This window comes from Halotia branconii CENA392 (assembly GCF_029953635.1).
Taxonomy (GTDB): domain Bacteria; phylum Cyanobacteriota; class Cyanobacteriia; order Cyanobacteriales; family Nostocaceae; genus Halotia; species Halotia branconii.
In genome coordinates this window covers 1,525,924-1,552,185 of record NZ_CP124543.1, presented here as the reverse complement: position 1 = coordinate 1,552,185, position 26,262 = coordinate 1,525,924, and the positions used below count along the sequence as shown (strand labels likewise).

The window sequence follows — 26,262 nt, the reverse complement described above, 5'->3', positions numbered from 1 at the left end:
AATATATCAATTGTCAGAGGAAATCACTATCTACCAAGTATTAAATTATATTTAGTCGAATAAAGAGGTAACTATGACTCAGGAGTCACGTAGACCGATTAATTTATCAGTTCATGAATCTTCTGATCCAAGCGTAATTAATCCTAATTCGCAGCAAGCAACTTCTGAAGATATCAATGATTTAAACGACTCTGTTCATGATGATGAAAACGTTGATATTAACACTCCAGAACCTTTTGACCCCGCTAGAGAGGAAAAACTTGGAGATCAACAAATTATCTCTGCAAATTTAAGTGCGGGTTAAATTCAAGCCCTACTTCCCCATATCCCATGCCAATACTACGGCGTGGGGGATTGCGGAAGTCTAAATGGATAAGCTAGACTCACTCAATATTTGTAAAAGCGATCGCTCCATAACTTCGCTTACAAGTTGATTGCCTTGTAAATTTAGGTGTATGTGGTCTTGATATAAACTACGTGGTGTAGTGTAAGCATTAAATATCGGTAAAAAATCTATATAAGTAATTTGTTGAGCGTTGGTAAAATCCTTTAAGCGTTGACGGGCTATAATTTCATAATCGCGGGGGCCTGGTTCACCGATTTCTCGCAGTAAGGGAGTCATCGCCAGCAGAAATTTACTATTGCTTTGACGAGTTAATACTTGAATTTTACTAATTGCTTCTAGATTAATTCCCACGCGATCGCCTGCTTCTTTTTGTAAGGCTTGTAGTTCGGGAATTGGCTTTTGTTGCTTGATATAGCGCTGCCAAACTTCTATTAATGCCAGGAAAGGTTTACTATCTGGATAGTTGCGATCGCGTCCTACTGGCAAAGCTGTGGGAGCAGTCGCAAATAAATCATCGGTATTAATTAATAACACCACCACCTGAGCGTTAAAATTACCAAACCTTTGTAAATAACCTAATTCGTTTCTTGGCCCCCAAGAATTAGCTGAAGCATTTAATACTTCCGTTTCCTGATAATTACTAGTTTTAGTTGATGCTAAATTATGCATCATCAGGCTAGATATTGTGTTTATTTGATCCGTCCACCAACCACCATTAACAATAGAGTCTCCTAAAAGCAGTACTCGCAATGTAGAAGGGGCAGGAGTTTTAGAGATTGACCCACTGCGCATAGAATATTCGTTAATCTCAATGCAATTACCAAAACGACGGGTGCGCTGATTAGGGGCTAATAAATAACCAATTTGTTGATCGCCAATATAAATCAAGGGATTACCAAAGCCAAATAGCGATCGCAGCCCTACCTCTATTGCCAGTAACAAGCCAATAACCACTGCCAAAATTGCGATCAGTGCTACTTTCACCCGCTAATACTCCTAAATTTTGGAAAAATTTAACTAAAAACAAAGTTGTGAACTATACTATAGTCTCTAACTCTAACTAGCTAGCAAATAAATGTTCTTAATTCAGTGAATTTACGGTAACTCATCCACCCACACTGGCTAATGAATTGAACTCAGGGTTAGTTGCACACTCATATAAATATAGATACTATGTCTGGAGTAATAGGCAAATTTAAGCATGTAATTTTTGCAAAGTTTAAACAAAATATAATCAGGAATTTGGCTCTATATCCAAATAGAAGGACTACAATCGAAGCGGGCAAATTAGCCCTGTAACAAAGGAGGATTAGAAAGCTATGTCCGACTTAAATCGAGGCATTATGAAATTTAAGGGTGCAGATTCCCCAAAAGTAGTCACTATCTCTACCGTGTTACTCTTGGGATCGATTGCTGCACTGATTATTTGGGCGTTGCAAGCCGCTTATGCGCTAAACTAAAATCATTAGTAGCTTTAGAGGGACACTGGCAAAAGCGGTTTCCGCATCAGCTAAGTGTCCATCAAGCAACTCAATAAAAGCGCCCTCACAACCATCGAAAAATATCAGAAAACTTTTAAAATTTGAGATTGCAGATTTTAGGTGTGAAAATGAATCTAAAATCATGCCACTTGCTACAACTTTGGCAATTAAAGCAATGCGGTGGTTCCAAAATCCACAATGATTGAACTCTGGGGTGCTTTAGTTATTTTAATTGTCTGCCCTCTCTTGGGTGGCTTGCCGCTAATTGCCTGGATTACATACGCCCTCAAGCGCAAGCAATTGGCAAGAATTGGTACGGGAAATATCAGTGTCTCCGCCGCTTTTTACCACGGTGGCACACTGGTAGGTGTTTTGGCAGTTTTATCAGAGGCTTTAAAAGGAATCGCGGCAGTTTTCATCTCCCGTGCTTTTTTCCCTAGCGGTTCGCCTTGGGAAATAGTAGCCTTAATTGCCCTGGTATTAGGTAGATACTGGATTGCTAAAGGAGCAGGTACAACAAATGTCGTCTGGGGATTTGTTGTACATGATCCACTAGTAGCAGGATTCGTCAGTTTTTTTGCGCTGATCAGTTTCACAGTTCTGCAATCCAAACGACTGGTAAAATACGGAGTCTTATTTCTATTTCCTTTGTTTGTGATTATCCTGCACGCTGACGATTTTCCCAAAATACTGGCTACTGTTGCCTTAGCTGCCTTAATGGGGTGGATTTATAGACAAATCCGTGATGATTTGAATTTACCAGCACAAGACGCAGCCACAGATTCCCAAGCGGCGTTTGAGTATTTACGTGGCGATCGCTCTATCTTAACTTTAGATGAAGAGTTAGATCCTGCCCTAGTTGGACAAAAGGCGGCGACACTAGCTCAAATTAAACGATGGGGCTACCCAGTACCCAAAGGTTGGGTAGTTTCCCCAGTTGATGATCCCCAAGAATTGATTGATATTCTCCAACCTTCAGATTTATCTCCTTTGGTGGTACGTTCTTCCGCCATTGGGGAAGACTCAGAACAAGCTTCCGCCGCTGGACAATATGAAACAATTTTGCACGTTACCAGTAAACAGCAATTACAAGATGCGATCGCCCAAGTTCGAGACTCTTACAATCATCCATCTGCGGTACAATATCGACGCGATCGCAGTTTACAAGATACAGCAATGGCTGTGCTGGTACAGCAACAAGTCCAGAGTGTCTATTCGGGAGTAGCTTTTACTCGTGATCCGATTACTCAACAAGGCGATGCGATTGTCATTGAAGCCCTTCCAGGTAGCCCCACTCAAGTTGTCTCTGGACACGTTACTCCAGAACAATATCGCGCTTTTGTTGTCGAAACCGAGAAAATCTCATCAGTACAATTAGAAGGTACAGGGCAAATACCACAGGCAATCATCAAACAAGTGGCACATTTAGCCCGCCGCTTAGAAAGACGATATCACGGTATTCCTCAAGATATTGAATGGAGTTACGACGGCCAAACGCTTTGGGTATTGCAATCTAGACCAATTACTACCTTACTACCCATCTGGACACGGAAAATTGCCGCTGAAGTGATTCCCGGCGTAGTTCATCCCTTAACTTGGTCGATTAATCGTCCTTTAACTTGTGGAGTTTGGGGAGATATTTTTAGCGTTGTTTTGGGCGATCGCGCTTTTGGGTTAGATTTTACCGAAACGGCGACATTACATTATTCCAGGGCTTATTTTAGTGCATCGCTTTTAGGTGAAATTTTCCTGCGGATGGGCTTACCACCAGAAAGCCTGGATTTTTTAACTAGAGGAGCGAAATTAAGTAAACCGCCGTTGCAGTCTACTTGGCAGAATCTCCCAGGATTAATGCGCCTATTGCGCCAAGAAATGAATTTGGAAAAAGATTTTAAACAAGACTACAGCAATCTATTTATTCCAGGTTTGTCGCAATTAGCTCACGAATCGATAGATGAATTAGAACCACCCCAAATATTAGAAAGAGTAGATTTTACTCTAGAATTACTGCATCGTGGAACTTACTACAGCATTTTAGCCCCATTAAGTGCAGCCCTTAGACAAGCGATTTTTCGCGTCAAAGATGGGAAAATTGATAATAGCATTACTCCAGAAGTTGCAGCATTGCGATCGCTAAGTGCTGTAGCTGCCCAAGCTAAACAATTATTACCTGAGTGTGAACCAGATCAAGTGTTTGAGCAATTGACGCAAAGTCCAGAGGGTGAGAAGATTCTCTATGAATTTAACGAACTTTTAGAAGATTACGGTTATTTAAGTGATGTCGGCACTAATATAGCCGTTCCCACCTGGAAGGAAGATCCCCAACCAATTAAGCAGTTGTTTGTGCAGTTGATTCAGGGAAACCAACCCCAGACAGGCGGTATAGACCCGATCAATCGGGCTTTATCAGGAAAACGCCAGCGGGGAGTAGTGCAAAGACGCGTAGATATTAAAGGACGAGTTACCGAAGTTTATTCCCGGTTATTAGCTGAGTTGCGTTGGCGATTTGTGGCTTTAGAAAAAATTTGGTTGCAGTCTGGCTTACTTAAAGAAACTGGAGATATCTTTTTTCTGGAGTTGGATGAAGTGCGGCGTTTAGTTGCCGAGTCTGATACTGAGTTAAAAGATGGTTTATTAGAATTAGTGCAATCAAGGCGATCGCAATTTGTCCAAGATAGTCAAATTTCTCAAATCCCTATTTTAGTCTACGGCAATACACCGCCTCATCCCCTAGCTCCCTCCGAACTCTATGCTGACCAATTTTTACAAGGTATTCCCGCTAGCCACGGACAAGCCGAAGGACGGATCAAAGTCGTGCGGAATTTACAAGACTTGCCAGAAATTGATAGAGAGACAATTTTAGTAGTACCTTATACAGATTCCGGTTGGGCTCCTTTATTAGTCAGGGCTGGAGGAATCATCGCTGAGGCTGGTGGACGGCTTTCTCACGGTGCGATCGTCGCTCGTGAGTACGGGATTCCCGCTGTCATGGATGTCAAAGGCGCAACATGGTTGCTCCAAGATGGTCAACGGGTACGGATTGATGGTTCTAGGGGTATTGTGGAATTATCTAACGACTTGCGACCAGAATGATATTAATTATCATACTTTGACATAGCGTTTACGTTCTTCTACTCACTCTGCTTGTTCTGTGGGAGTTTGAGAATTTACCACCTCTGTTGTGATTTCCTCAACGGATAAATCAACAGCCTTTGCCACTTCAAAGATGCTGTAGCCCATGCTCAAAAAGCGTGCTGCTGCTTTTAATTTGGTTTGACGTTCCAAGTCTTGGTAGATTCGTGTTTCTTCAATGTTCAGTCCCAACATGGCTTCCACCTCTTCACGGCTTAACTGAAAAAACTTGTAAACAGCAATCGTAGTAATAATATCTAAGTAACCAGACAGAATTAATTACACAATGTCATTGCGAATGGAGCGAAGCGGAATGAAGCAATCGCAAGGGCTGGGATTGCTTCGCTTTGCTCGCAATGACTGTAAATATTTTTGTCCAACTACTTATTATCTCGTTTTTCGGCAGTGTGCCAGTTAACTCTAATTGTACCCGTTCAATTAATAGACGAGCTTGCTCTGCCATCACCTTCTCTGAGGCGATTGTCAACTGCATTAAATTAATGCCTATTGGCAGAGTATTAGAAGTACCTAACTCATCCAAATAAATGCGCTGCACTTGGTCGCTGTTTAAAAATATTCGATGAGTTCTTGTATCGCTTGGTTCCAAAGAGCGTGATGGAAAAATTACCACACAGTACCAGTCATCGTATTCAGACCGATTCCGGTTCAAATACATCATTGATTCGGTAAAAAACCGATGATACAAACCTTCATCGCTCTGGAATTGAACTTCTGCAAAAAATATAATCCTGGGTGTTGCACCTTCTGGAGGTAAAAAGACACCATCAATGCGAAAGGAGGTTTCTTTCACCTCAACTGACTCAAATCGATAGTTCTGCACCTGTTCAAGACGGTAATCAACTAGTTCAAAAATTAACGCCGGAAAGCGTTTAAATATTTGGTAATAAATGGAGTCTCGTTTCACTAAAATATCCGAAACTAGTGGTCTGTCAACCCAAAAATGACAGGTGGAGGCAGGCAGGGGAAGCAGGGGAAGCAGGGGAAGCAGGGGGAGAAAAGAACTGGACTTTTTCACATTAACCCAGCAAAGTTAACTTGTCAGACTACTAGGCTGATTATTCAGTACTGGTTTGATCAGTAAAGATTGTAATGGTTACTTCTGCTGATTAAGTTGTTACGCAGCTTACGTGTTTGGTAATGGAGGTACGCTTTTTTTTGCCGCGGTTTCTTCTTTAAGTGATAAGTTGTTACGCAGCTTACCTACTTTGGCTTACAATCATCAGCATCATTTGATTAGAAGGGGGTTCCTTTTTCTTTTCTTTGTCGTTGCAATGCTTCTTCATACCACTCTAATTCATCCAAAAATTGACTAACTCTCTTTGTCAAAGTCGCTTCTTGTGCAGTACCGGCTTCATCCAGAGAGTTCCCTATTTTGGAAATGGAAAAAATGCTGGAAATAGTGGACATCCCCATTTCTGACAAAAAAGCGCGTAACTGTATAGCTGCCCGCACTCCTCCAAAGCCACCAGCTGAGTAGGAAACAATACCAGCCGGACGGAAAAAGTATTCTTCTAGATAGTGATCCATGAGATTACTTAGCCCTGGCTGAATAGAGTGGTTATATTCTCCCGCAATAACTACAAAACCATCTGCTGTTCGGATATGGTCTGCCAATTCTTCCATTTTTGCAGGAGCCTGACCTTGATCATACTCCTTATACATCCGGTCTAAGATGCTAAAGTCATACTCCTTCGCATCTACAAAAATTACCTCATGGTTTCTTTGCTTGAGCTGATCAATTATAAATCTGGCAGCTTTAATACCCTGGCGATCGCTCCTGTAGGAACCATAAAAGACTAATGTTTTAAAATTCATAATTCACTGCACACAACTGATAAGCGCTATTTTAATCAGACAAGTGCCAGATCTTGATTGTACTATCTTCACTACCTGTAACAAGAGTTTTACCATCAGGACGAAAGGTAATAGATGTAACAGTATCAGCATGTCCTAGTAGTGTGCGAATTGTTTCTCCTGTGGCTAAATTCCACAATTTGATGGTGCGATCGCGGCTAGCACTGGCGAGGGTATTACCATCTGGACTAATAGCAATAGATGTGACTGTTTCGGCGTGTCCTATAAGTGTACGAATTTTCGCTCCTGTGGCTAAATTCCACAATTTGATGGTGCGATCGCGGCTGCCACTAGCTAGAATCTTCCCATCGGGACTAATGGCCACGGATGTTATTGTTTCTGTATTTCCTGTCAGTGTGCGGATGGGATAATCTTTACTCAGATACCAAATTTTAATTGTTTTGTCAAAGCTACCGCTGGCTAGGGTTTCACCATCAGGACTAATCGCTACTGATCGCACCCAGAATCTATGTCCTGTCAAAGTACGCCTTAGCCTTCCGGTTGCTAGATTCCACACTTTAATTGTGTTGTCATCACTACCACTGACTAGGGTTTTGCCATCTGGGCTAATGGCTAATGCCTGAACCGAGTCGGAATGCCCGATTAATGTACGTATTTCTTTTCCTGTTGTCAGATTCCATACTGTGATGGTTTTATCATCACTTCCACTGACTAAGGTTTGATTATCTGGGCTGATAGTGACGACATTCACTCTTTGGGAATGCCCTGCTAAAATACGGATTTGTTTGCCAGTTGTGAGATTCCACAGTTTGATGATGCGATCGCGATCGCCACTGCTGGCTATAATTTGACCGTCAGGACTGATGGCAACAGATAAAACCGATTTTTCATCACCTTTAATGGTACTAGCTAAAGAAATTTTCTTGAAAGTATTGTTTGGCAACCGACCCAAACCTGCATTACCCTTGTCTGAATTTTGGCGAAAATGCATCAACTTGGAGAGTACAGTAGTCTGAATTTGATGATATTGCTGATACCAAGACTCTTTAAAACCGAATAATAAAACAAAAGCAGCTACCAAGACTAAACTTCTCAATAGAGTATATCTGGCTGGTAAAAATGGTGCTTGAGTTGCTGGTAATTTTCTAGAAGTTTGACCTGCTGATGACAGTGCGAGTGGTTGTTTAGGAGTTAAATCTTGAATGACTTCATCAGCTGATTGATAGCGCTGCGGAAGATCTTTTTTTAACAGCTTGTCGAGAATAAAATCTAATTCAGCACTCAATGGAGTTCGTAAATATTGCCGCCAGTCATTCACCCAACCATACCCAAATTCCATCCACAACGCAAAAGGAGAAGTTCCTGTTAATAGATGAAAGCAGGTAGCGCCCAAACCAAATAAGTCACTAGCTGGGTAAGCTTTACCGTCTCTAATTTGTTCTAGGGGCGAATAACCATGTGAACCAATTGATGTCCCGACTTTACTTTTAGCTTTTACTGTTAATTGTTTGGAAGAACCAAAATCAATTAAGCTTAATCGTCCATCACCATGACGGCGAATAATATTTTCTGGTTTAATATCTCGGTGAATGACACCGCGATCGTGAATAAATTTGAGGACAGGTAACAAATGCAGCAAAATTGCTTGAATTTCTCCAGGTTTATAAGCTTTGCGCTGCTGTAATTCTTTTAACAAGTTGTGACCGTGCACAAATTGTTGCACTAAATATAAGCAATTTTCTTGCTCAAAGTAAGCTATCAAAGTTGGTATTTGAGGATGTTCTCCAAGTTCTTGTAGTCGCTTTGCTTCTTCAGCAAATAAATCCATTGCTTTCTTTTGCGACCAAGTACCTTGAAATTTTGGTGCTAATTGTTTGATTACACAACGTTCATTCAGTTTATCTGTATCTTCTGATAGATAAGTTCTGCCAAATCCCCCTTCATCAGAAAGTACCCGGATGACACGGAAGCGATTTCTTAAAAGTGGCACTAAGGGTGTGCTACAACTTTGGCACAACTTCTTGCCATTAGGATTTAGGGGATCTAGGCAATCGGGATTCAAGCAGCAGATCATAATCTGACAGGCGCGACTGCACTATAAAATATGTTATGTTACCCCGAAATTTCCTTTGATTTAAATCAGTGAACAGTAACTGATAACTGTTGGGATTGGGGAGTTACTTGTATAGTCAATGTTGGTAAATGCTAGTCAGTTTTCTTCTATGCCAGAAAACTTTAAGAGCCTGATAACTAATATTTTATCGATTATAGAATATTCTGAGATAAAAATTTTCTAAAACTGGAAACTCTGGTAATAATGCTTGATTTTGAATGAATTAAATTTTACTGAATGCCAGTTTTGAATGATAGCTAATAGTTAAAACAATAACTAAATTTATTTATCTTCACTTATTAATTTGATACTGAAGATAAGTAATTATTGAACATATAAGACGACTTTTTGTTTTTGATTTTAGCTTTCCATTCACGGATAGCGATCGCAGTTCGCGCTACAGGTGGTATATATATCGGAGAAGTTTTTTCTGTGGGTTGAGATTTACTGCTTAGTGGTTGGGTAGTCAAACAGTTAGTTAACATTGGTGCATAACTTTCAGTACCCAAAGCAAAAATCACATCATCAACTGTCTGAAAACGCTCCTTTAAAGAAATTCTGACCATTTGTTCCAAAATCCGGGTAAAACTATCGCTGATATTTACCTCTTGATGCCAACAGATCTCCCCAGTATACTTATCATGTGCAAATTCTAAAGGCCATTTACCAGTCAGTAAATAAAGACAAGTTACACCGACTGCATAAATATCACTGGCATAAACTGGACGCAGGGCAAACTGTTCTGGGGGTGCAAATCCCATTGTTCCGACAAAATTAGTAGTTGCGGTTTTACTCATGGAATTTTCGCCAGCATCAGCCAGCTTTTCTTTCACCGCACCAAAATCTATCACTACTAACCGCCGATCATCTTGACACCGCAGCAAATTCTGGGGCTTAATATCTCGATGAATTACATGGTTTTGATGAAGATATCGCACAACTGGCAGTAATTCCCGTAAAAACTGTTTGACTGCGGCTTCACTCTTAACGCCATTTTGCTTGACTTCGGTGGCTAAAGTATGACCATGTATATATTCTTGAACTAAATAAAACTCTCCATTGCCTTGAAAATAGTCTAAGAGTAAGGGAATTTGTGAATGACTACCGAGTTGACCTAAAGTTTTTGCTTCTTTTTCAAAACGTTGACAGGCATTTTGCCAACTTTTAGCACTAGTCACTTTTGGATACAGTTGTTTAATTACACACAGGGGATTCCCAGGCAGTACAGCATCTTGAGCGAGAAATGTGATGCCAAATCCACCTCTACCTATAATTCGCAATATTTTATAGCGATCGCGAAACAGCTGCTTGGAGCCACACATTTGACCAAGCTGATTCTGCTGTAAGCTGTAATCATGAACATTGGGAGTTTTCGCAGTAAAACGATTCATCAGCCAAAGCAATCTACTTTATAGTGTCTTTAATTTAACTATAAACTTTATTTTGCGCTAGTATTATTACGGTATCTTTGCAAAATCGTCACAAGTACTGCATTTGCGTCATGTATTAAAACGCTGAGATATAAAATAAGACAGTCTTAGGACTTAAGCACAGGTAACGGAAAATTTAACCGCTGAGGACGCTGAGGACACAGAGGAATAGGAGTTTCAGAGAGTTATTGCGTAAGTCCTAAGTCTTTGCAATAATTTTTGGCTTCACAATACTCCTAATCTAAAATCGCTCACAATAAATGTGAATATTTTTAATCGCCTTCAATTGCGCTCTTCTGCGTCAAAAAAGTAGTATTTCAAGACGCAGAAGGACGCATAATTTTAGCAATTTTAACGAAATGTTGTACTAAGGTACGTCAATCGGAATCAAAGTATTTTCCGGCAAATAATTACGGAAACATCCTTCATCCGACAGCACTAAAGTCAAGCGCAGGGGATAATCGGGTGGAACTTGCAAATCTGCCCACGGCACTGCCACTTCTAAACAAGTATTGAAACCTACTTGAGCGCGGCTAAAGCGGGGATGCCATTGAAAATGTTCTGCTGCTTCTCGAAACTGAATTGATTGTGTCAGCAAGTTAATCTCTAAATGGTGGTGAAAGAGATAATTAACTGGCGCGATATCAGGCACATCTGCTAAAGGGATGGGGCTGTTGTTCATAGTTTTATTGGGATAGAACCACAGCAAATTCAAATCTGCTGGTAAATCGCGACCTGGTGCAACACCACTTTTAAAATCTAACCGCAAATAAAAATTCAGGTGATCTAGCCCATACCAAAGACGCTGAACAACACTACTGTTATGCATTGTGCCTCGCGCCCCACCGATTTCTATGCGTCCAGCTTTATCCCAGTCTTGTTCATCACCCTTGCCATCAATTACAGGATGAATAAACCCTTCAGGGATATGATCTGCCCGTGCTTCGTGAACCTCCAATGGTTGTCTGAGATATGGCGGTATAGGTTCATTTAAAGCTTTGTAAATGCCAAACAAATGTTCTCGAAATAATTGGTCGAAGATGGCATCTTGATTTGAAGAATGTCCTTCCCCAAACCACCAAAACCAGTCAGAACCCTCGGCGGCATACAAAGCTTCCCACGCTGCTGGGTTATTTTCTTCTGTCGCTTCGGGATGGTTGGCGAGGGTTTCCCTAGCATGTGTGAGGTAGTCCCAAGCACGATTTTTAACAGGATCGCCAATCCAAGTAGTGAAACTGCCATCCACCCAAGAACCGCTATGTAGTTGTTCTTGGTGGATAGTTGCAGTAGGCGGAAATTGTGCAATAAATTCTGAGACAGTAACAAGTTTTAGATGGGGTTCGTGACTGAGGTTTTGATATAAAGCTTCTAGGAAAGGTTTACCATCTTCGGGATAAAATTCCCAGCAATTCTCTCCATCCAAAGCGATAGTGACTAACCAAGGTTGTTCGCTAGGATGATCTTTTTGCATTTTAGCGATCGCTTGCAGGTGTCCCACTAAGTCTGCGGCTGCTTGTTTGGGCGACATTGCCCCGTATGTAAAGCCGATTAGATCCGATAATCTGTGGTCACGAAACACAATTGCCAAATCACCTGCTGGGGTTTCCAGGCGATATGGTCGATATAGTAATTCTGGTTCTTGGACGTTCCCCGCACCATCTCGGTGGAAAAAGTGTTGCTTTGTCCATCCTAAAACGGCTTCATCTGAGCAAATCCACTTAAATCCTTGTTTAATAATGTATGGCAAAATTTCCGGGCTTACTGATTGTTCGGAAGGCCATAAACCACGAGGCTCCTGCCCAAAGCGGTCTTGATATAAATCCCAGGCTTTTTGTAAGTGGCGAGGAATATCTTCTACCCATTGAAATCTGGAGTTAGGCAGTGTCATTAAAGGCACAGCTACCTGCCCAGAATTGGTATCAGCTAATAAAGGTAAAATTGGATGAGTGTAGGGTGTAGTGGTAACTTCTAATTGCCCAGTTTCCTGCATTTTTCGGTGTTGAGGAATAATGCGACTGAGAATTTCTCGCTGTTTAGAATAAATGCGCTGGCGATCGCTTAAACTAAAATTCCGACCCTGTTTTAACCAAGTTGCAATTTCCGGGTCATCCCAAAACAGCGGATCAATCCACGCTAAATTGTGCCAAGCCAACAAATCACTGTAATCTGGCAACTCCCAATTTGCTAAACACCAAGATTGCCCTTTTTCTTGCCTTTGCTGATATAACTCGCTATAGCGAGGATGGGGATCAATCAAGGTGTGGTGATTGGCATCAAAAAAATGTTGGATAATAAATTCTCGTTGTTGCTGAGTTAATTGCTCAGCGGGTGTCAAACTGGCTGTCAGGTAAGGGTCAAAAGCTGTGCCAGCAATGTAGTCTTCCAGTTGTAATATCAGCGATGGAACTAAATTCACCGTTTGGTGTAACTTAGGATACTTTTCAAGGATTAATATTAAATCCAAATAATCTTTAGTTCCATGCAACCGTACCCAAGGTAAACGGTACTTTTGGCTAGAAGAAACTGAAACGCCGCTGTCAGGAGATTTGTACAGCGGCTGATGTTGATGCCAAATAAAAGCAACGTAGAGGGGATGGGACATAGTAAATGATGAAGTATTGGGCATCCCTATCGGGAATTAAAAATTAAAAATTGAATTAATTCAATTTTTAATTGGGCTAAGAGTATTGGGAATGGGGCATTGGGCATGGGGCAATTAAGAGGAATTGGGGCAGGGTGCGGGGTGCAGAGGAGAAAGAAAAAGCAGAGAGGCAGGGCGCAGGGTGCAAGAAGGAAATTAAGAAAATGCCTTGAATTTAAAGATGTGTACCTAATCTTTAATCTTTCTCCCGAAGTTGCTCCACTTGGTGAGGCAGCCCGGTCTTGTTGTCCCAACAAAGAGGAGCCAGCGCGGTCATGGGGGTTTCCCCCAGGAGCGACTGGCGTTGGACTGCTGAACCCGGAGGGGGAGACCCCAAGACCGCACTTCTCTCCTTTTCTCCTTGCTCCCTGCTCCCCTGCCTCTTCCCCTGCTCCCTGCCCCCTGCTCCTCTGCTTCCCCTGCTTCCCCTGCCTCCTCTGCTTTTTCTAGCCCCTTCCAGTTCCTAGGCTACTTGCTCGACTTCTGCAATCTCAGGAATCATTTCCCGTAGACGGCGCTCGATGCCCATTCTCAGGGTCATTGCAGAACTAGGGCAAGAACCACAAGCGCCTTGCAGCCGAAGTTTGACTATAGGCCCATCAAGCTCCACAAGTTCTACATTGCCGCCATCAGACATCAGATAAGGGCGCATTTCGTCTAAAACTGTTTCCACATTTTCAGTTGTCAGTTCCATTGTTTGAGTCCTCTTTCAGCTAAGAAATCTTTATACTGAATGTTTGTTAACTCAATCCTAGATCTAATTGCCTCTAGATTGTGTTTTCCCTAGATGTTGACAAAGCAATAGTCATGAATGCATTACCTATAAATTAACGTGAGTCTCCCTTGGATACTCACGTTAATTTAACTGCTGCTAATTTTAATAACTTGAGTTTTGACCCTGATGTGCGAGACGCATACGCTTAGTGCGTAGCTACGCCACAGGCTTGACGACTGTACTCAAAGTTAAGGCTTCGACTGCGCTTAACTGCCGCGTAGCCGAAGCCTTGACTTTTGATTAAGCCTCTTCTCTACGAAAGGCTGCGCCTTAAGCGTAGCTATGCCGTAGGCTTTACGGGCTACCGTGTACACAGATGTGTGTACAAAACCAATTTATTTTTGCACAGCGGTACTAGCTCATAGCTGCGTTGCTGCTTCCATAAATCATTCGTGTAGTAGGTTCTATCTTCCCTTGAATAGGATTCCAGTAATGAGATGTTTCTTCAGGAAGACCAATTTCTTGTGCAGCACGCATTAACATCGATTGTTGACGATTTTTGACTTGCTGATATTGACGCATCATTAACGCACGAGATTTATCTTGAATAGACATAACCATAGTCCTCCTTATTGTTTTAGATATATATGATTGATTAGATAATTGTCTTTTCAAAAACTAATATAGCAAAAATTCTGTAACCAAAGTTACAAAATAGTAGTTTTATAGTGATATCTTGATAAATCTTTATATTTTTACAGGTATAAATACTGCAATATGGTTAAAAACTGGGAAAAATCTCTTTGATTATGCAAAATAAGCAATTAGCTATTGGTAGCTAGCTTGAGTTTGGTCTTGTTTGGAAAGACACACCTTTCCCAAGATTGATAATTAATTCATTACATTTGTTTATATTAAAAATATTAAAGATAATTTTTTGACATTAAATCCTAAAACCTTATTGACAGTAAACTAAGTTACTATCAAAAAATATAAGTTAACGGAATTCTACGTACGAAATTTATGGCAGTTGTTTATCCACGTAAATTACAAAATGCTTTAAGTGCAAGGGATATCTTAAAGCATACGGTGAGCGATCGCGAACTTCATCTCATAACTCTCAATCGTTATCGCTACAGCGAACAACGCAGCTGTAAAGATCTAACTGAGATAATTGAACAACTGAATGGAAAGCCAAAAGAACTAATTCAGGATTTATCTCATCACATTAGCGATGAAGCTCGTCATGCAATGTGGCTAACCGATGTGTTGGTGGAATTGGGAGCAGATATTGGTAAGCCACCAGGCATGTCTTACATTGATGAATTTGAACGCCTATTGGATAGCGAACAAAAAGATGCAACTAAAGACCTAGAAGATTTTGTGATTTCTGCCTTAGCAGCAATTAACACCACCGAAAAACGGGGTTGTGAGTATTTTTCTGCTCACATTCATGTGCTTAAGCAACAGCCACAAACTGAAGAAAACACCAAGATTCGGGAAACTATTGCTAAAATTTTGCCAGAGGAAGCAGGACATGTCCGTTGGGGCAATCGTTGGTTAGCCCAAATAGCTGATAAAAGTCCAGAACATCGGCAAAAAGTAGAGCAAGCCAAACGCAAATATACCGCAATTGAGCAAGCCGCCTTTGAATCAGGAATGGATATTACCTTAGGTGCAGAACTACGACGGGTGGCTAACCTTCTGGAAGTGGCAAATACTATGTCACCTTGGGAACGTCCTCAATATTTAATGGAGCGCTTGCCACAAACCTTGCTAGCACCAGAGTTGCAGTTTACGAGAATTAGATCTGCACAAAGATCTTGGCAACGTAATCCACAAGAGTTTATGGAGAAGTTTGTCCCAATGTTTTTTAATGGTATTCAGGATCTAGAAAAGAACCGTAAGCAAACAAAAGTGTAAAACTTGCTAGGTTAAGGTGAAGCCTCATTTCACTTTACATTAATCATGATCACATAAATATTGTAGAGACGCGCTATGAGGGTCTCTACAATATCTGTAGTGACGCAAAAGCTATTCATGGATTAACACAAAATACCCTACAATTACCAAAGCAGAAATAAACTATTTCTTAGTTGAGTAGTAAACAACTTGATAAATGAGAAAACTTGTAAAAAACATCTGGATTTAGATGCTCTGGATTTAAAGTGATAGCTTGAGTAACGACATCCTGTAAATAGAAGCGGTAGTGGAGTTTTGCAACAGTTGGTGATGCTGTCGATACAAGCATGAAAGCGGACTTGATCAATAAAAGCAATAAAAGCTTATCCGCGAGATTGAATTAGATCCCTGCGCCCACTACCTCGAAAAGGTCTTGGGCTTTCTGGCTCATTAGATTTAGGTTTAGCTGAAAGCAACTGCTGGGAATCAGAAGAGGAAAGCCGTACTAAAGATAATTTGTTTACTGTTTCTTGGTGGTTAACAGCTAAGGAACCGAACACCAAAATAGAAACTAAAAGTGAAACGGAAATACGCATAGCAGATGTTTAATTTAGAACTCTCTTATCTACTGCTTCCTAGTTTCTTGATATGTACCCGGAAAGTTTACTAAAAAGTATTGGTTTTTACTGAAATAAAACTACTTTCGTAATATATCAGTATCTTCAACTAGTAACCAATGACCAGAATGATTTAAGCGACCCCAAATAGTGAGCAGTTGCCCATCTAAACAGGCTTGTAGACGCTGATCTAGATGCGATCGCCCGGTCACAAGCTGCCAAGTTTGACCTTGATAAGTGGCTGGGGTGGTGATAGTAAATCTGTAATCTTGCTGATTCAAACGGTGAAATATGCCTGTAAAACAATCATTTTGCCGTGTTAATACTTGCTTTGAATCGGCTGCTAAATTTGAATTAGGATAATTGCCACTCAGTGGATAAATTTGAGGATCGTTTAAATAGTACAGTTGCCAATCCAGCCATTTTGGATGTTTGGGTGAGATATCTAAATTAAATAAAGGGATGATTGCTACAGGCGATCGCTCGTCTTGAAGTAAAGCTTCTTGCAATGTTCTTATGGGTAAATCTCTAGGCTGGATATCGAACTCAACGCACATAGCCGCCGCCATTCCCGCAGCTTGACCGATACCCATGACCACAGGTTGTAATCTAGTCGCACCGTTAGCAATATGAGAGACAGAAATATTTTTTTCACAGACTAATAAACCATCTGTTGCAGCCGGAACCAAACAACGATAGGGAATAGTGAACGGTGTCCCAGTCCAACGCCCGCCCCAGCGAATAGATTTAGGTTGCAGTGGCAAGTCGAAATCAGGATAATGATGGTCATTGGCGTAGTTACCAATAGCGATCGCATCTGAGTAAATGGATGCTACTTTACCCCCTGACATTGGCAAGATATCTTGTTCTCGGATAGTAGTTAATCCTATTAAGCGGCGACTTTCTCGGTAGTAGGGATGTAGTGCAAAAGCAGTATCAGCACAGGGAAAAACTTCTTTTGCTAAACCACAGCGATCGCCTAACTGATTTTGGATAAAATGGGCAAAATTTTGACTATACCAGCGGCTTTCTTGAAGAAATTCACTTTTGGATGACTCTGACTCGATTAATCGTCCTACTCCTTCGCCGTAATCATTACCGCAGATAGGCCAATTGATCATAAATAGATCTCCTGGCAAACGTCCGTAATTGAGAAACTTTTCTGCACCATAATTATCCCAAGCACCAATAAATTTAGAATGGTCATAATTAGGAGCAGCAGGAATTTTTGGTGCAACAGTTTCACCAAAGTCTTGCATAATCACAACCCAAGTCGGTGACTGCACAGGATATTTCTCGGTGAAGGAATTAAATACATCTGGGGCGCTGGGTTCTTGCCATTGCGATCGCAACTCCCAACCCCAGCGGTAAGCTATGTCTCCCAGAGCCAATAAATCTCCTAATTCTGTACCATCGAGAATAATCTTAGCGTTGACGGTAAAATCAGCAAACCGAACACCAGTAATACAGTTTCTTAACTGCATAACCTCTAAAGGTACTCGTCCGCAAATCCAATGCAGATTTGATAACTCTTTTACCCAATCTGTAAAAATTTCTGCCCCAATGCGGGGATCATAACTAAAAAAGCTTACCCAACTATTATCTAGCCCTCCTGACTGTCGATGTCGTAATTCCTGCAAAAACGCACCCCATAACCCTGTTTGAAAAGCAACTAATTCATTACCATCGGGTGCAGACACTCCAGCAGTAGTTAGCATTCCTCCCAACCAAGGAAATTCACTCACCAAAATAGTTTTAGCGCCTCGTCGTGCTGCTTGAATAGCAGCAGCAGTGCCTCCAGTTCCCCCACCGACAACTAAGACATCAGCTGTATGCGTTTGATTAACCATGTATAGAAATTTAGGTATTACGTAACATTTTTACTAGGATACAAGAGGATAAGTTTTTTAACTCGATTTCCATCTTTACTCTGCTGTACAAGCATTTTAGGATGACGTAATACTTGCAATAGCTAACAAATAGATAATTTAAATATGAAACAAACTTTAATTTACATTACGTATTTATGCTTTAAATAAATAAGGAACTCAATTATTTTATATAAATTAGGAATTTGTCGCTGTTGCAATGTTAATGTTAGTGTAACAGCGAGTTTGATTACAGCAAATGGTTGTACAATCGTAAGCTAATAAACATTTAAGTTGCATAAAAGTAGGACTAAAGTCCTTACTATAAACGGATCATTCTGAAAAAATGAATGGCGAATCAGCGATCGCTTATCAAAAACCATTTTATAATTAGATACTCTTCGTCTAGGCGAGAAAAGTTTCGTAAAGATAATACTATTTGATGAATACGATCAACTCCTAGTTTCATTGAAGTCAAAAGTTTAAGTAAATCCTCCATTAAAAAATCTAAGTCAACCCCATCTATCTCGTTTTAAACTTTAGATGGTAAAGTTTGATTTTGCTGATAAAGTTCTACTAAACTCATTCGACACCGTTAACTGATGACTGATGGCTGATAACAGTCAATAAATTACGGATCAGTTAACGCAAAATCCCACCCCCCAAAAGGCAGTGCTACTTTATTAGCTTAGATCAAGTTTTGTCAAGAGTATCAGCCAATACGGTTCGGATAAGCTTTTGAAGCATGGAGAAAAGGAAGTTATTGTCTAGTATTTTTATCCCCCTGCTTACCTCAACAGATCAGTTTGTTAACCAAACAGTATTGGGTTACTGGTTCCATAAATAGCAACTGTTTTACGAAATTATACTTGGTTTAACAGTTTATCTAGCCTTCTTAGGTGAACTTTTTTTATTTAAAGTTACATATTGCGGCTATTTTGACACAATCTTGACTTCTAGACATTAGACTAGAGTCCGGTAAACTTAAACATCCGATTCATATTAATTTTTATTTTAAAAATATATTAAACATGATCACTAAATTCTTAATCCAATACTTGCTTGTCTTCATATTTATAATCAGCATATCAGGATGTAACCTGTTTAGTATTTCCGGTAAAGAACAACTACCAGCAGTTTCACCACTTGCCCCACCAAATTTACCAGTATGGATAGAACAAATTAGTCCTATTGGTGATGCAAAATCTCTGAATCAAATTCGTATCCGCTTTCAAGAAGCTTTAATCCCAGTTGAAAGCCTTGATAGTCCAGAAAAACAAAATTTGTTACAAAAATTTGCACTTTGGCCACCTATACCCGGTGAATTTCGCTTTTTAACGCCGCGCATGGTGGGTTTTCAAGCTGAGAAGGCATTACCAAACGCAACTAGATTTCAGGTTACTTTAAAAGCAGGTTTAGCAGATTTGAAAAATCATCGATTAGATCAAGATTTAGCTTGGACTTTTAATACTGAACCGATTAAAATAACTAATCTACCAGGTGTTAACCCGATTGAAAAGGCTGATATTCAACCGATTGACTTGCAGCAAAATTTGCAGTTCACTTCCAATGTAGAGCTAAACTTAGATTCTGTACAAAAACATTTACAGTTAACGCCAGCAGGAAAAAGTAAAGGTGTAAATTTCCAAATTGAGTTAGCTAAAGAAGAAAAAGCATCAGAACAGCTATCAGAAAATCCAGATCCTTTAGAAAAATTTGATCCTTCAGCACGCAATTGGATTTATCAACTCAAACCTCAGCAAACTCTCGCTAAAGCCACCAATTATCGCCTAGTTTTTTCCCCAGGAATCATGCCAGCTGATGGTAATTTACCTAGCGAAAAAGAATTTGTGAGTAAGTTAACGACTTATTCACCTTTAGCGTTTCAGGGAATTAACTATTATGGACAGCCAGATGCAGGCGGAACTTATGGACGATTTGTTAAAGGCAGTCCTCAATTAGAATTTAATAACATTTTAGTGCCAGATTTAGTTAGAGAAAATATTAGAATTAATCCCGCACCAAAAGATATTGCCCGAATTTTACAAATCGGCAATGAAGATAAAATTGTCACTATTAATCCTTATGCTTTAGCGCCAGCTACTAACTATCAAATTACTATTAATGGCAATCTCAAAGATAAATTTGGGCAAACCTTAGGTAAGTCCATCACCGTTAAATACGATACAGGCGATTTAGCAGGAGATATTTGGGTTCCCTCAGATTTACATATCTTCCCCGCAGGTAAAGACTTAAAGCTAAATATTAGTACCGTCAACTTGCCGGAATCGAAATATAAAGCAGCTTATAGCGTAGTTCAACCTACAGATTTAGTTTATTTTAATTCTGCTTATCCTCAAGGTAACGGTAACGATTTACTGCCCAAACCAAGTGAATGGCAAAGCTTTAAAGTACCAACTAAGAAAAACCAATCAGTTGATGTGACTGTTCCGTTACGAGAAAAGCTCAACGGTGCTACGGGGATGTTAGCTTATGGAGTCCAAGCACGGACAAATAAATATCAAGATAATGGCAAAGAACTCTGGCGAGAACCTACAACTTATGGTTTGGTTGAATTGACAAACTTAGGTGTATTTTCTCAATGGTTTCCTGATTCGGGATTAATTCGTGTTAATCACCTCAGCGATGGTTCACCAGTCAAAGCCGCAACTATTGAAATTTATCAATCAAAACTCACAGCAAAATCTCGTTCTCAAACAGTACCTTGTGCTACGGGTAAAACTGATGATAATGGAAATTTAAAACTGCAAAAAGATAATTTACAGCAATGTTTTACTAATAAATCTAGCTTTATCAAACCGCCAGAATTATTAATAATCGCCCGTGAAAATCAAGATTGGGCATTCGCGAGAACAGAAGAATATAGCGGTGTTTTTGGCCATGGAATTGATGCAGGTTGGCAAGATGGTAAACCAGAATCGCGTGGTGTTATCTTCTCGGATAGACAGTTATATCAACCAGGGGAAAAAGCTTGGTTGACTGCTTTTGCTGACTATTTGCAAAACGGCAATATTCAGCAAGATAAAAATGCTGCTTACCAAGTAACTTTAGTCAATCCTGATGGACAAAAAACTGATTTGGGTACACAAAATACAAATGAATTTGGGACGTTTTCTTTAGAATTGCCAATTAGTAATACTGAGCGTTTAGGCTACTATACGATTAAAGCAAAAGCTAAGAATGATCATGAAATTTCTGGAGAGTTTCGGGTAGCGGAGTTCAAACCCCCGAATTTTAAAGTTGAACTCAACTTAAATCAGGAATTTGCTCTAATTGGCGAAAAAGTCGAGGCGAAAGCAACAAGTAATTATTTATTTGGTGCGCCAGTAGAAGGAGGAGAAGCCAAATATTTTGTCACCCGCCAGCAGACTAATTTTATTCCCAAAGGTTGGGAACAATTTAGTTTTGGTAGACAATGGTTTTGGCCGGAAGAAAACCCTACCGTCCCTACAGATGTTTTGCAAACTAATACCCAACTGAACGCTAACGGTAAAACTGAGCAAACAGTAACAGTAGCTCAAGATTTACCTTACCCGATGACTTACCGCGTTGATGTACAAGTTGCTGATGTTTCTAATTTATCTGTAGCCAATTCTCAAACTTTTACAGCCTTACCAACTAATCGCTTAATTGGTCTCAAAAGTAATTTTGTTGCCGATGCTGGTAAAGCTTTACCTGTAGAAGTGATAGTAACTGATCCTACAGGTAAAATCATCGAAAATCAACCGATACGTATAGAATTACAAGAAATCAAATACAGCAGGGTGACGCAGGTAGTTGAAGGTAGCCAAACACCAAAAAATCAAGTTGAATACAAAACAGTTGCACAGGCAGAATTTAAATCCAAAAATAGTCCACAGTCTGTAATTTTAACACCGCCGGAATCAGGATCTTATCGGATTCGAGCGAATTTTAGTGATGTTAACAATGAATTAAGCGCTACAGATTTACAAATTTGGGCAACTGGAAATAACCCAGTATTTTGGGGTTCTAGAGAACAAGATATTTTAGAAGTCAAATTAGATAAAACAGAATTTAAACCCGGTGAAACTGCTACTGCATTGATTCAATCTCCCTATCCAGAAGCAGAATTGTACTTTGCTGTGATTAAAGACAAACCCATTTATCAGCAAATGACCAAAGTCAAGGGAGGCGCACCACAAATTCAGTTTACAGTTACACCAGAAATGTTACCCAATGCAGCAGTGCAAGCTGTATTAATCAGACAAGGCGCACCTCTAAATCAAGTAGAACCAACGGGTTTAGATAAATTAGTCAAAATCGGCTTTGCACCTTTTAAAGTCAACTTGGAAGATAAATATTTAAAGGTACAAGTCAAACCCATTCAAGCATCACTTTCGCCGGGTAAAGAAGAAACAATACAGCTAGAACTAAAAGACAATCAAGGTAATCCCACCCCAGGACAAGTTACAGTCATGGTGGTGAATGAGGCGGTGCTGCAACTTTCTGGTTATCGTCCACCCGATTTGGTAGATACAGTTTATGCAGAACAGCCAATATCTACCCGCTTTAGTGATAATCGACCAGATGTGATATTACAAACACAAGATGTTGCTAAACCTAAAGGTTGGGGTTACGGCGGTGGGTTATCATCTGGTTTGGCAAATACTCGTGTTCGCAAAGATTTCCAAGCTTTAGCTTACTACAACGGTTCTGTGCTGACTGATGCCACTGGTAATGCCCAGATAACCTTTAAATTACCAGACGATTTAACTACATGGCGAGTCATGGCTGTGGCAACTGATGGCAATCTGCGTTTCGGCAATGGAGATGCTACATTTATCACCACAAAACCATTGCTAACTAATGCTATATTGCCACAGTTTGTCCGTCCAGGCGATCGCATCCTTGGTGGGCTATCTGTAACTAACAATACTGGGAATACTGGAAACCTGACAATTAATGGCGAATTAAGTGGTGCAGTCAAGTTTAGCGATAAAAATCCCACCACTACTTCCTTGCAAACTCAAGCTGAAACTGCTACCCATGCTTATCGCTTTCCCATGTTGGCAGAAAATGTGGGAGTCGGGAAAGTCCGCTTTACTACCCAGCTAAACAGTACAGCAGATGCCTTTGAAGTGCCTTTGGATGTGAAGCCACTGGAAATTACAGAACAAGTAATTGAAACTGGTGTCACCGAAAAACAAGTAAAAATTCCCCTCAATGTTGAGAAAAATGTCTTCCCAGCAGCCGGAGGTTTAAATGTACAGCTAGCAAGTACTTTAATTCCAGAAATTAAAGCCCCAGCCCAACAGGTTTTAGTAAATAATGATTTACCATTCGCAGAACCAGCGGCGAGTCAATTAATCATTGCGGCTAATCTGCAAACTTTGGCTAAACAATACAATCAGACATTTGCAGAATTTAATCCTAGTCAAAAAGCCAACCAAGCAATTACACAATTACAAAAACTTCAACATGCAGATGGTGGTTTTGCTGCTTTCCCAGGACAGGAAAAATCAGACCCTTGGGTTTCTAGTTATGCAGCGTCATCTTTGGTGAAAGCTAATCAAGTAGATTCTGCAATGCTATCTCGTGTCAAAGGATATTTACAGAAAGTTTTAGCCAACCCAGGTCAATATGACTTTTGTAAACAGCAACTTTGTAAAAGACAACTGCAACTGCATACTTTAATCGCTTTAGCAGAATTGGGAGATCAACGCAATACCTTCTTATCGGATATTTATCAACAGCGCAATAACTTTGATGTTGTAACTCAAATTAAACTAGCGCGATATCTATCTCAATTTTCGCAATGGCAAGATGAATCACAAAAAATGATGCAGCAGTTGCAACAAAATATCTATGAAACTGGTCGCACAGCAGCTATTAGTTTACCTCCCAGTTGGGGTTGGATGAGTTCACCTACTACAGCCCAAGCCCAAGCATTACGCTTATTTATTGCTCAAAAAAGTCAACCAGAAGTTATAGATAAATTATTTCAAAGTCTGCTGGCACTGCGAAGAAATGGGACATGGCAAACTAGTTTTGATAATGCCCAAGCTTTGACAGCTTTAGTAGAATATAGCCAACTGCAACCAACACCGCCAAATTTTGTGGCTACAGTCAAATTAGCTAATCAAAAGTTAGGAGAAAATCGCTTTAATGGCTATCAAAATCCTAGCTTACAGGTAAAAGTGCCAATGGCAAAATTACCCCGTGGACGACATGATTTAACTCTGCAAAAATCTGGTAACGGTACTTTACATTATTTAGTTGCCTATAATTATCGCTTGCAGGGAAATCAACCAGGAAGATTTAATGGTTTACGAGTCACCAGGGAAATTAGTCAAGTAGGTGAAGAAAAATTATTGCAAAAAACAGGTCTTTACGCCTTTGATAAACCATTAAGTCTACAAACAGGACAAGTGTTTGATATTGGTTTAGAAGTTATCGCCGACCATCCTGTAAATCATCTAGTCATTAAAGATCCTTTACCCGCAGGATTTGAAGCAGTAGATGAAAGTTTTCAAACAGCTACTACTGCTTTACAAGCACAAGCAGATAGTTGGCAACTTGGCTTTAAAACAATTTACCGCGATCGCATTATCGCCTACGCCGACCACCTTGAACCAGGAGTTTACAATCTGCATTACTTAGTGCGTTCCGTTACTCCCGGCACATTTAGATATCCTGGTGCAGAAGTTCACCTGCAATATGCACCAGAAGAATTTGGTCGCGCTGCTGATTCTACACTGATATTGGAGGAGAAATCATAAAGGCGATCGCAGCAAGCTTCAACTTCCAGAAAAATTTTACTAATGAGTCTTGACAAAAGCTATGACTGTAATTAAAAACTTAGCAGCAGCAATGGATTGGAGTGTATTGAAGCGAGAAATTATTGCTGGGAAATCGAGAAACCATGCCCTCAAGCATCCAAACTCGACTAAAATTCAGGCTTGGAAAATGAGACTCTAAATAGATAGCTTTGATGAAGCAATCTCAACTATTATTTATTTACCAAAAGATACCATCCACACTAAAATTCCTAGTATTAAATCAACAGGAGGTAGAGGATAATCTGTTAAATCAATCTTGACAGTTTGCTCTGTTAACTCAAGAAACCGCCAAGCAGTCCCATTGGTAACACTACCATAAATCGTAGAAATAGGTTGATTATTAATTTCATTAAATTTCTGAGCCGCAATCATTTCTGCAATGCACTGTCCAATACCCGGATTTAAATCTGCCTTTTTTGCCTCTATAATCACTACGGTTGGAGCTTCAATTTCTAACTGTTCTGATGAACGACTCAGAAGAAAATCACAGACTCCACTCAATCCAGAAGCAGGATCTACAGTAAAATCTACTCCAGAAAATAAACTAATTTTTCTTTGTAAAAGCTTACGTACTTCTAATAAAACCGGACTAATAATCAACTCAGAACGCGCTTTTTCACTTCCTGTAGCAATAGCTAATGGTAAGCTTTCTTCTAAAAATGCACTAAGAGTAATACCAGGAGCAATCGGTTCTATTTTTGGTAGAAATGGTTGATCTTCAACAGTAGTTATACCAAAGGTTTGTTTAACTTTTTTTAGAGTAAAATCGCTATACGACATCAGTAATTTTCTCCAAAAATTTTGTAAAATTCATCTTTAAATTAATTAACTGCAAAACCTGTATGCTGTCTTACTAATGGAGTTTATGAAAAGCTAAAACAATATCTTCTTTTGGTACTCATAACTTCACTAACTCATTAGCAATACCAATCTCAGTCCCATCATATTGTATCCAAATTTTGCCATTTTTTATATCAAGATGTAGTACGCACCCATACATACATCGGCTGACGATTTTTCCAACCTGTATAAACAACCTGATAATGATCCCGTTCCGTGTCAAAAATCAGTTCTGTTTCCACTTCATCATCCGATGGGCTTCCCTTGGCGTATTCACTTAATAGATTTTGAATATATGTGCGATACTCTTCTATCTTTTCCATTCTAAAATCACCTCATTGTTTGAAAGGATCATGTGTAATCACCTAACCTTCTTTTTCCAATCCTTTCCTAACAGCATTATGAAAAATATCTTTAGCAGCCATTAACTTAAAAATTAGTCTTTATTACCCATAACTATAGTAATATTTCTCCATGCCAAACCTCAAAGATGGAGCAGCAAGCTTCGACTTCCAAAAAA

16 protein-coding genes and 2 pseudogenes are annotated in these 26,262 nt (G+C 40.0%); 5 read left to right on the top strand and 13 right to left on the bottom strand.

Annotated elements, in window-relative coordinates; translation table 11 throughout:
- Nucleotides 1–73: 73 nt before the first annotated feature.
- Nucleotides 74–304, top strand: coding sequence for a hypothetical protein (locus QI031_RS06880; protein WP_281484447.1), 231 nt, complete (start codon nucleotides 74–76; stop codon nucleotides 302–304).
- 60 nt (nucleotides 305–364) lie between these two features.
- Here QI031_RS06880 and QI031_RS06875 read toward each other — a convergent pair whose 3' ends face one another.
- Nucleotides 365–1,330: an SGNH/GDSL hydrolase family protein gene (locus QI031_RS06875; RefSeq protein WP_281484446.1), complete on the bottom strand. Its 966-nt coding sequence runs from the start codon at nucleotides 1,328–1,330 to the stop codon at nucleotides 365–367.
- A 695-nt stretch (nucleotides 1,331–2,025) separates the two neighbouring features.
- Here QI031_RS06875 and QI031_RS06870 point away from each other — a divergent pair.
- Nucleotides 2,026–4,920, top strand: coding sequence for a glycerol-3-phosphate acyltransferase (locus QI031_RS06870; protein ID WP_281484445.1), 2,895 nt, complete (start codon nucleotides 2,026–2,028; stop codon nucleotides 4,918–4,920).
- Nucleotides 4,921–4,962: 42 nt separating this feature from the next.
- Here the strand turns inward: QI031_RS06870 and QI031_RS06865 are convergent, their stop codons facing one another.
- The 8 genes and pseudogenes from QI031_RS06865 to gifA form a co-directional block, all read right to left on the bottom strand.
- Nucleotides 4,963–5,154 carry a hypothetical protein gene (locus tag QI031_RS06865; protein WP_281484444.1) on the bottom strand — a complete coding sequence of 64 codons (192 nt, stop codon included), beginning with the start codon at nucleotides 5,152–5,154 and terminating at the stop codon, nucleotides 4,963–4,965.
- Between the two features lie 190 nt (nucleotides 5,155–5,344).
- Nucleotides 5,345–5,884, bottom strand: a pseudogene (locus QI031_RS06860) (Rpn family recombination-promoting nuclease/putative transposase); the annotation flags it as partial.
- Nucleotides 5,885–6,213: 329 nt separating this feature from the next.
- A complete protein-coding gene (locus QI031_RS06855) occupies nucleotides 6,214–6,795 on the bottom strand; it encodes an NADPH-dependent FMN reductase (protein ID WP_281484443.1) in 582 nt (193 codons plus the stop codon).
- A 31-nt stretch (nucleotides 6,796–6,826) separates the two neighbouring features.
- A complete protein-coding gene (locus QI031_RS06850) occupies nucleotides 6,827–8,869 on the bottom strand; it encodes a protein kinase domain-containing protein (protein ID WP_281484442.1) in 2,043 nt (680 codons plus the stop codon).
- A gap of 338 nt (nucleotides 8,870–9,207) precedes the next feature.
- Nucleotides 9,208–10,299: a protein kinase domain-containing protein gene (locus QI031_RS06845; RefSeq protein ID WP_281484441.1), complete on the bottom strand. Its 1,092-nt coding sequence runs from the start codon at nucleotides 10,297–10,299 to the stop codon at nucleotides 9,208–9,210.
- Between the two features lie 406 nt (nucleotides 10,300–10,705).
- Nucleotides 10,706–12,940 carry a glycoside hydrolase family 57 protein gene (locus QI031_RS06840; protein WP_281485948.1) on the bottom strand — a complete coding sequence of 745 codons (2,235 nt, stop codon included), beginning with the start codon at nucleotides 12,938–12,940 and terminating at the stop codon, nucleotides 10,706–10,708.
- Between the two features lie 502 nt (nucleotides 12,941–13,442).
- Nucleotides 13,443–13,673 carry a NifU family protein gene (locus tag QI031_RS06835; protein ID WP_281484440.1) on the bottom strand — a complete coding sequence of 77 codons (231 nt, stop codon included), beginning with the start codon at nucleotides 13,671–13,673 and terminating at the stop codon, nucleotides 13,443–13,445.
- A gap of 435 nt (nucleotides 13,674–14,108) precedes the next feature.
- Nucleotides 14,109–14,309 carry a glutamine synthetase inactivation factor IF7A gene (gifA, locus tag QI031_RS06830; protein WP_281484439.1) on the bottom strand — a complete coding sequence of 67 codons (201 nt, stop codon included), beginning with the start codon at nucleotides 14,307–14,309 and terminating at the stop codon, nucleotides 14,109–14,111.
- A gap of 408 nt (nucleotides 14,310–14,717) precedes the next feature.
- Here gifA and QI031_RS06825 point away from each other — a divergent pair, with 408 nt between their 5' ends.
- Nucleotides 14,718–15,617, top strand: coding sequence for a ferritin-like domain-containing protein (locus QI031_RS06825; protein ID WP_281484438.1), 900 nt, complete (start codon nucleotides 14,718–14,720; stop codon nucleotides 15,615–15,617).
- A gap of 362 nt (nucleotides 15,618–15,979) precedes the next feature.
- Here QI031_RS06825 and patX read toward each other — a convergent pair whose 3' ends face one another.
- The gene (patX, locus tag QI031_RS06820) at nucleotides 15,980–16,192 is read right to left on the bottom strand and encodes a heterocyst-inhibiting protein PatX (RefSeq protein WP_281484437.1); all 213 of its coding nucleotides are present in this window, start codon (nucleotides 16,190–16,192) and stop codon (nucleotides 15,980–15,982) included.
- 101 nt (nucleotides 16,193–16,293) lie between these two features.
- Complete coding sequence (locus tag QI031_RS06815) at nucleotides 16,294–18,063, bottom strand: FAD-dependent oxidoreductase (protein ID WP_281484436.1); 1,770 nt, start codon at nucleotides 18,061–18,063, stop codon at nucleotides 16,294–16,296.
- Nucleotides 18,064–19,112: 1,049 nt separating this feature from the next.
- Between QI031_RS06815 and QI031_RS06810 the strand changes: the two genes are divergently transcribed.
- Nucleotides 19,113–24,842 (top strand): alpha-2-macroglobulin family protein, encoded by a 5,730-nt coding sequence (locus tag QI031_RS06810; RefSeq protein ID WP_281484435.1) that lies wholly within the window; start codon nucleotides 19,113–19,115, stop codon nucleotides 24,840–24,842.
- A gap of 61 nt (nucleotides 24,843–24,903) precedes the next feature.
- On the top strand, nucleotides 24,904–25,041 hold the full coding sequence (locus QI031_RS06805; RefSeq protein ID WP_281484434.1) for a hypothetical protein: 138 nt from the start codon (nucleotides 24,904–24,906) through the stop codon (nucleotides 25,039–25,041).
- Nucleotides 25,042–25,076: 35 nt separating this feature from the next.
- On the opposite strand, the gene QI031_RS06800 is transcribed toward QI031_RS06805, so the two are convergent.
- Together QI031_RS06800 and QI031_RS06795 are read right to left on the bottom strand one after the other, a co-directional pair.
- The gene (locus QI031_RS06800; RefSeq protein WP_281484433.1) at nucleotides 25,077–25,682 is read right to left on the bottom strand and encodes a hypothetical protein; all 606 of its coding nucleotides are present in this window, start codon (nucleotides 25,680–25,682) and stop codon (nucleotides 25,077–25,079) included.
- Between the two features lie 41 nt (nucleotides 25,683–25,723).
- A pseudogene (locus QI031_RS06795) lies at nucleotides 25,724–26,065 on the bottom strand (element excision factor XisI family protein).
- Nucleotides 26,066–26,262 lie beyond the last annotated feature (197 nt).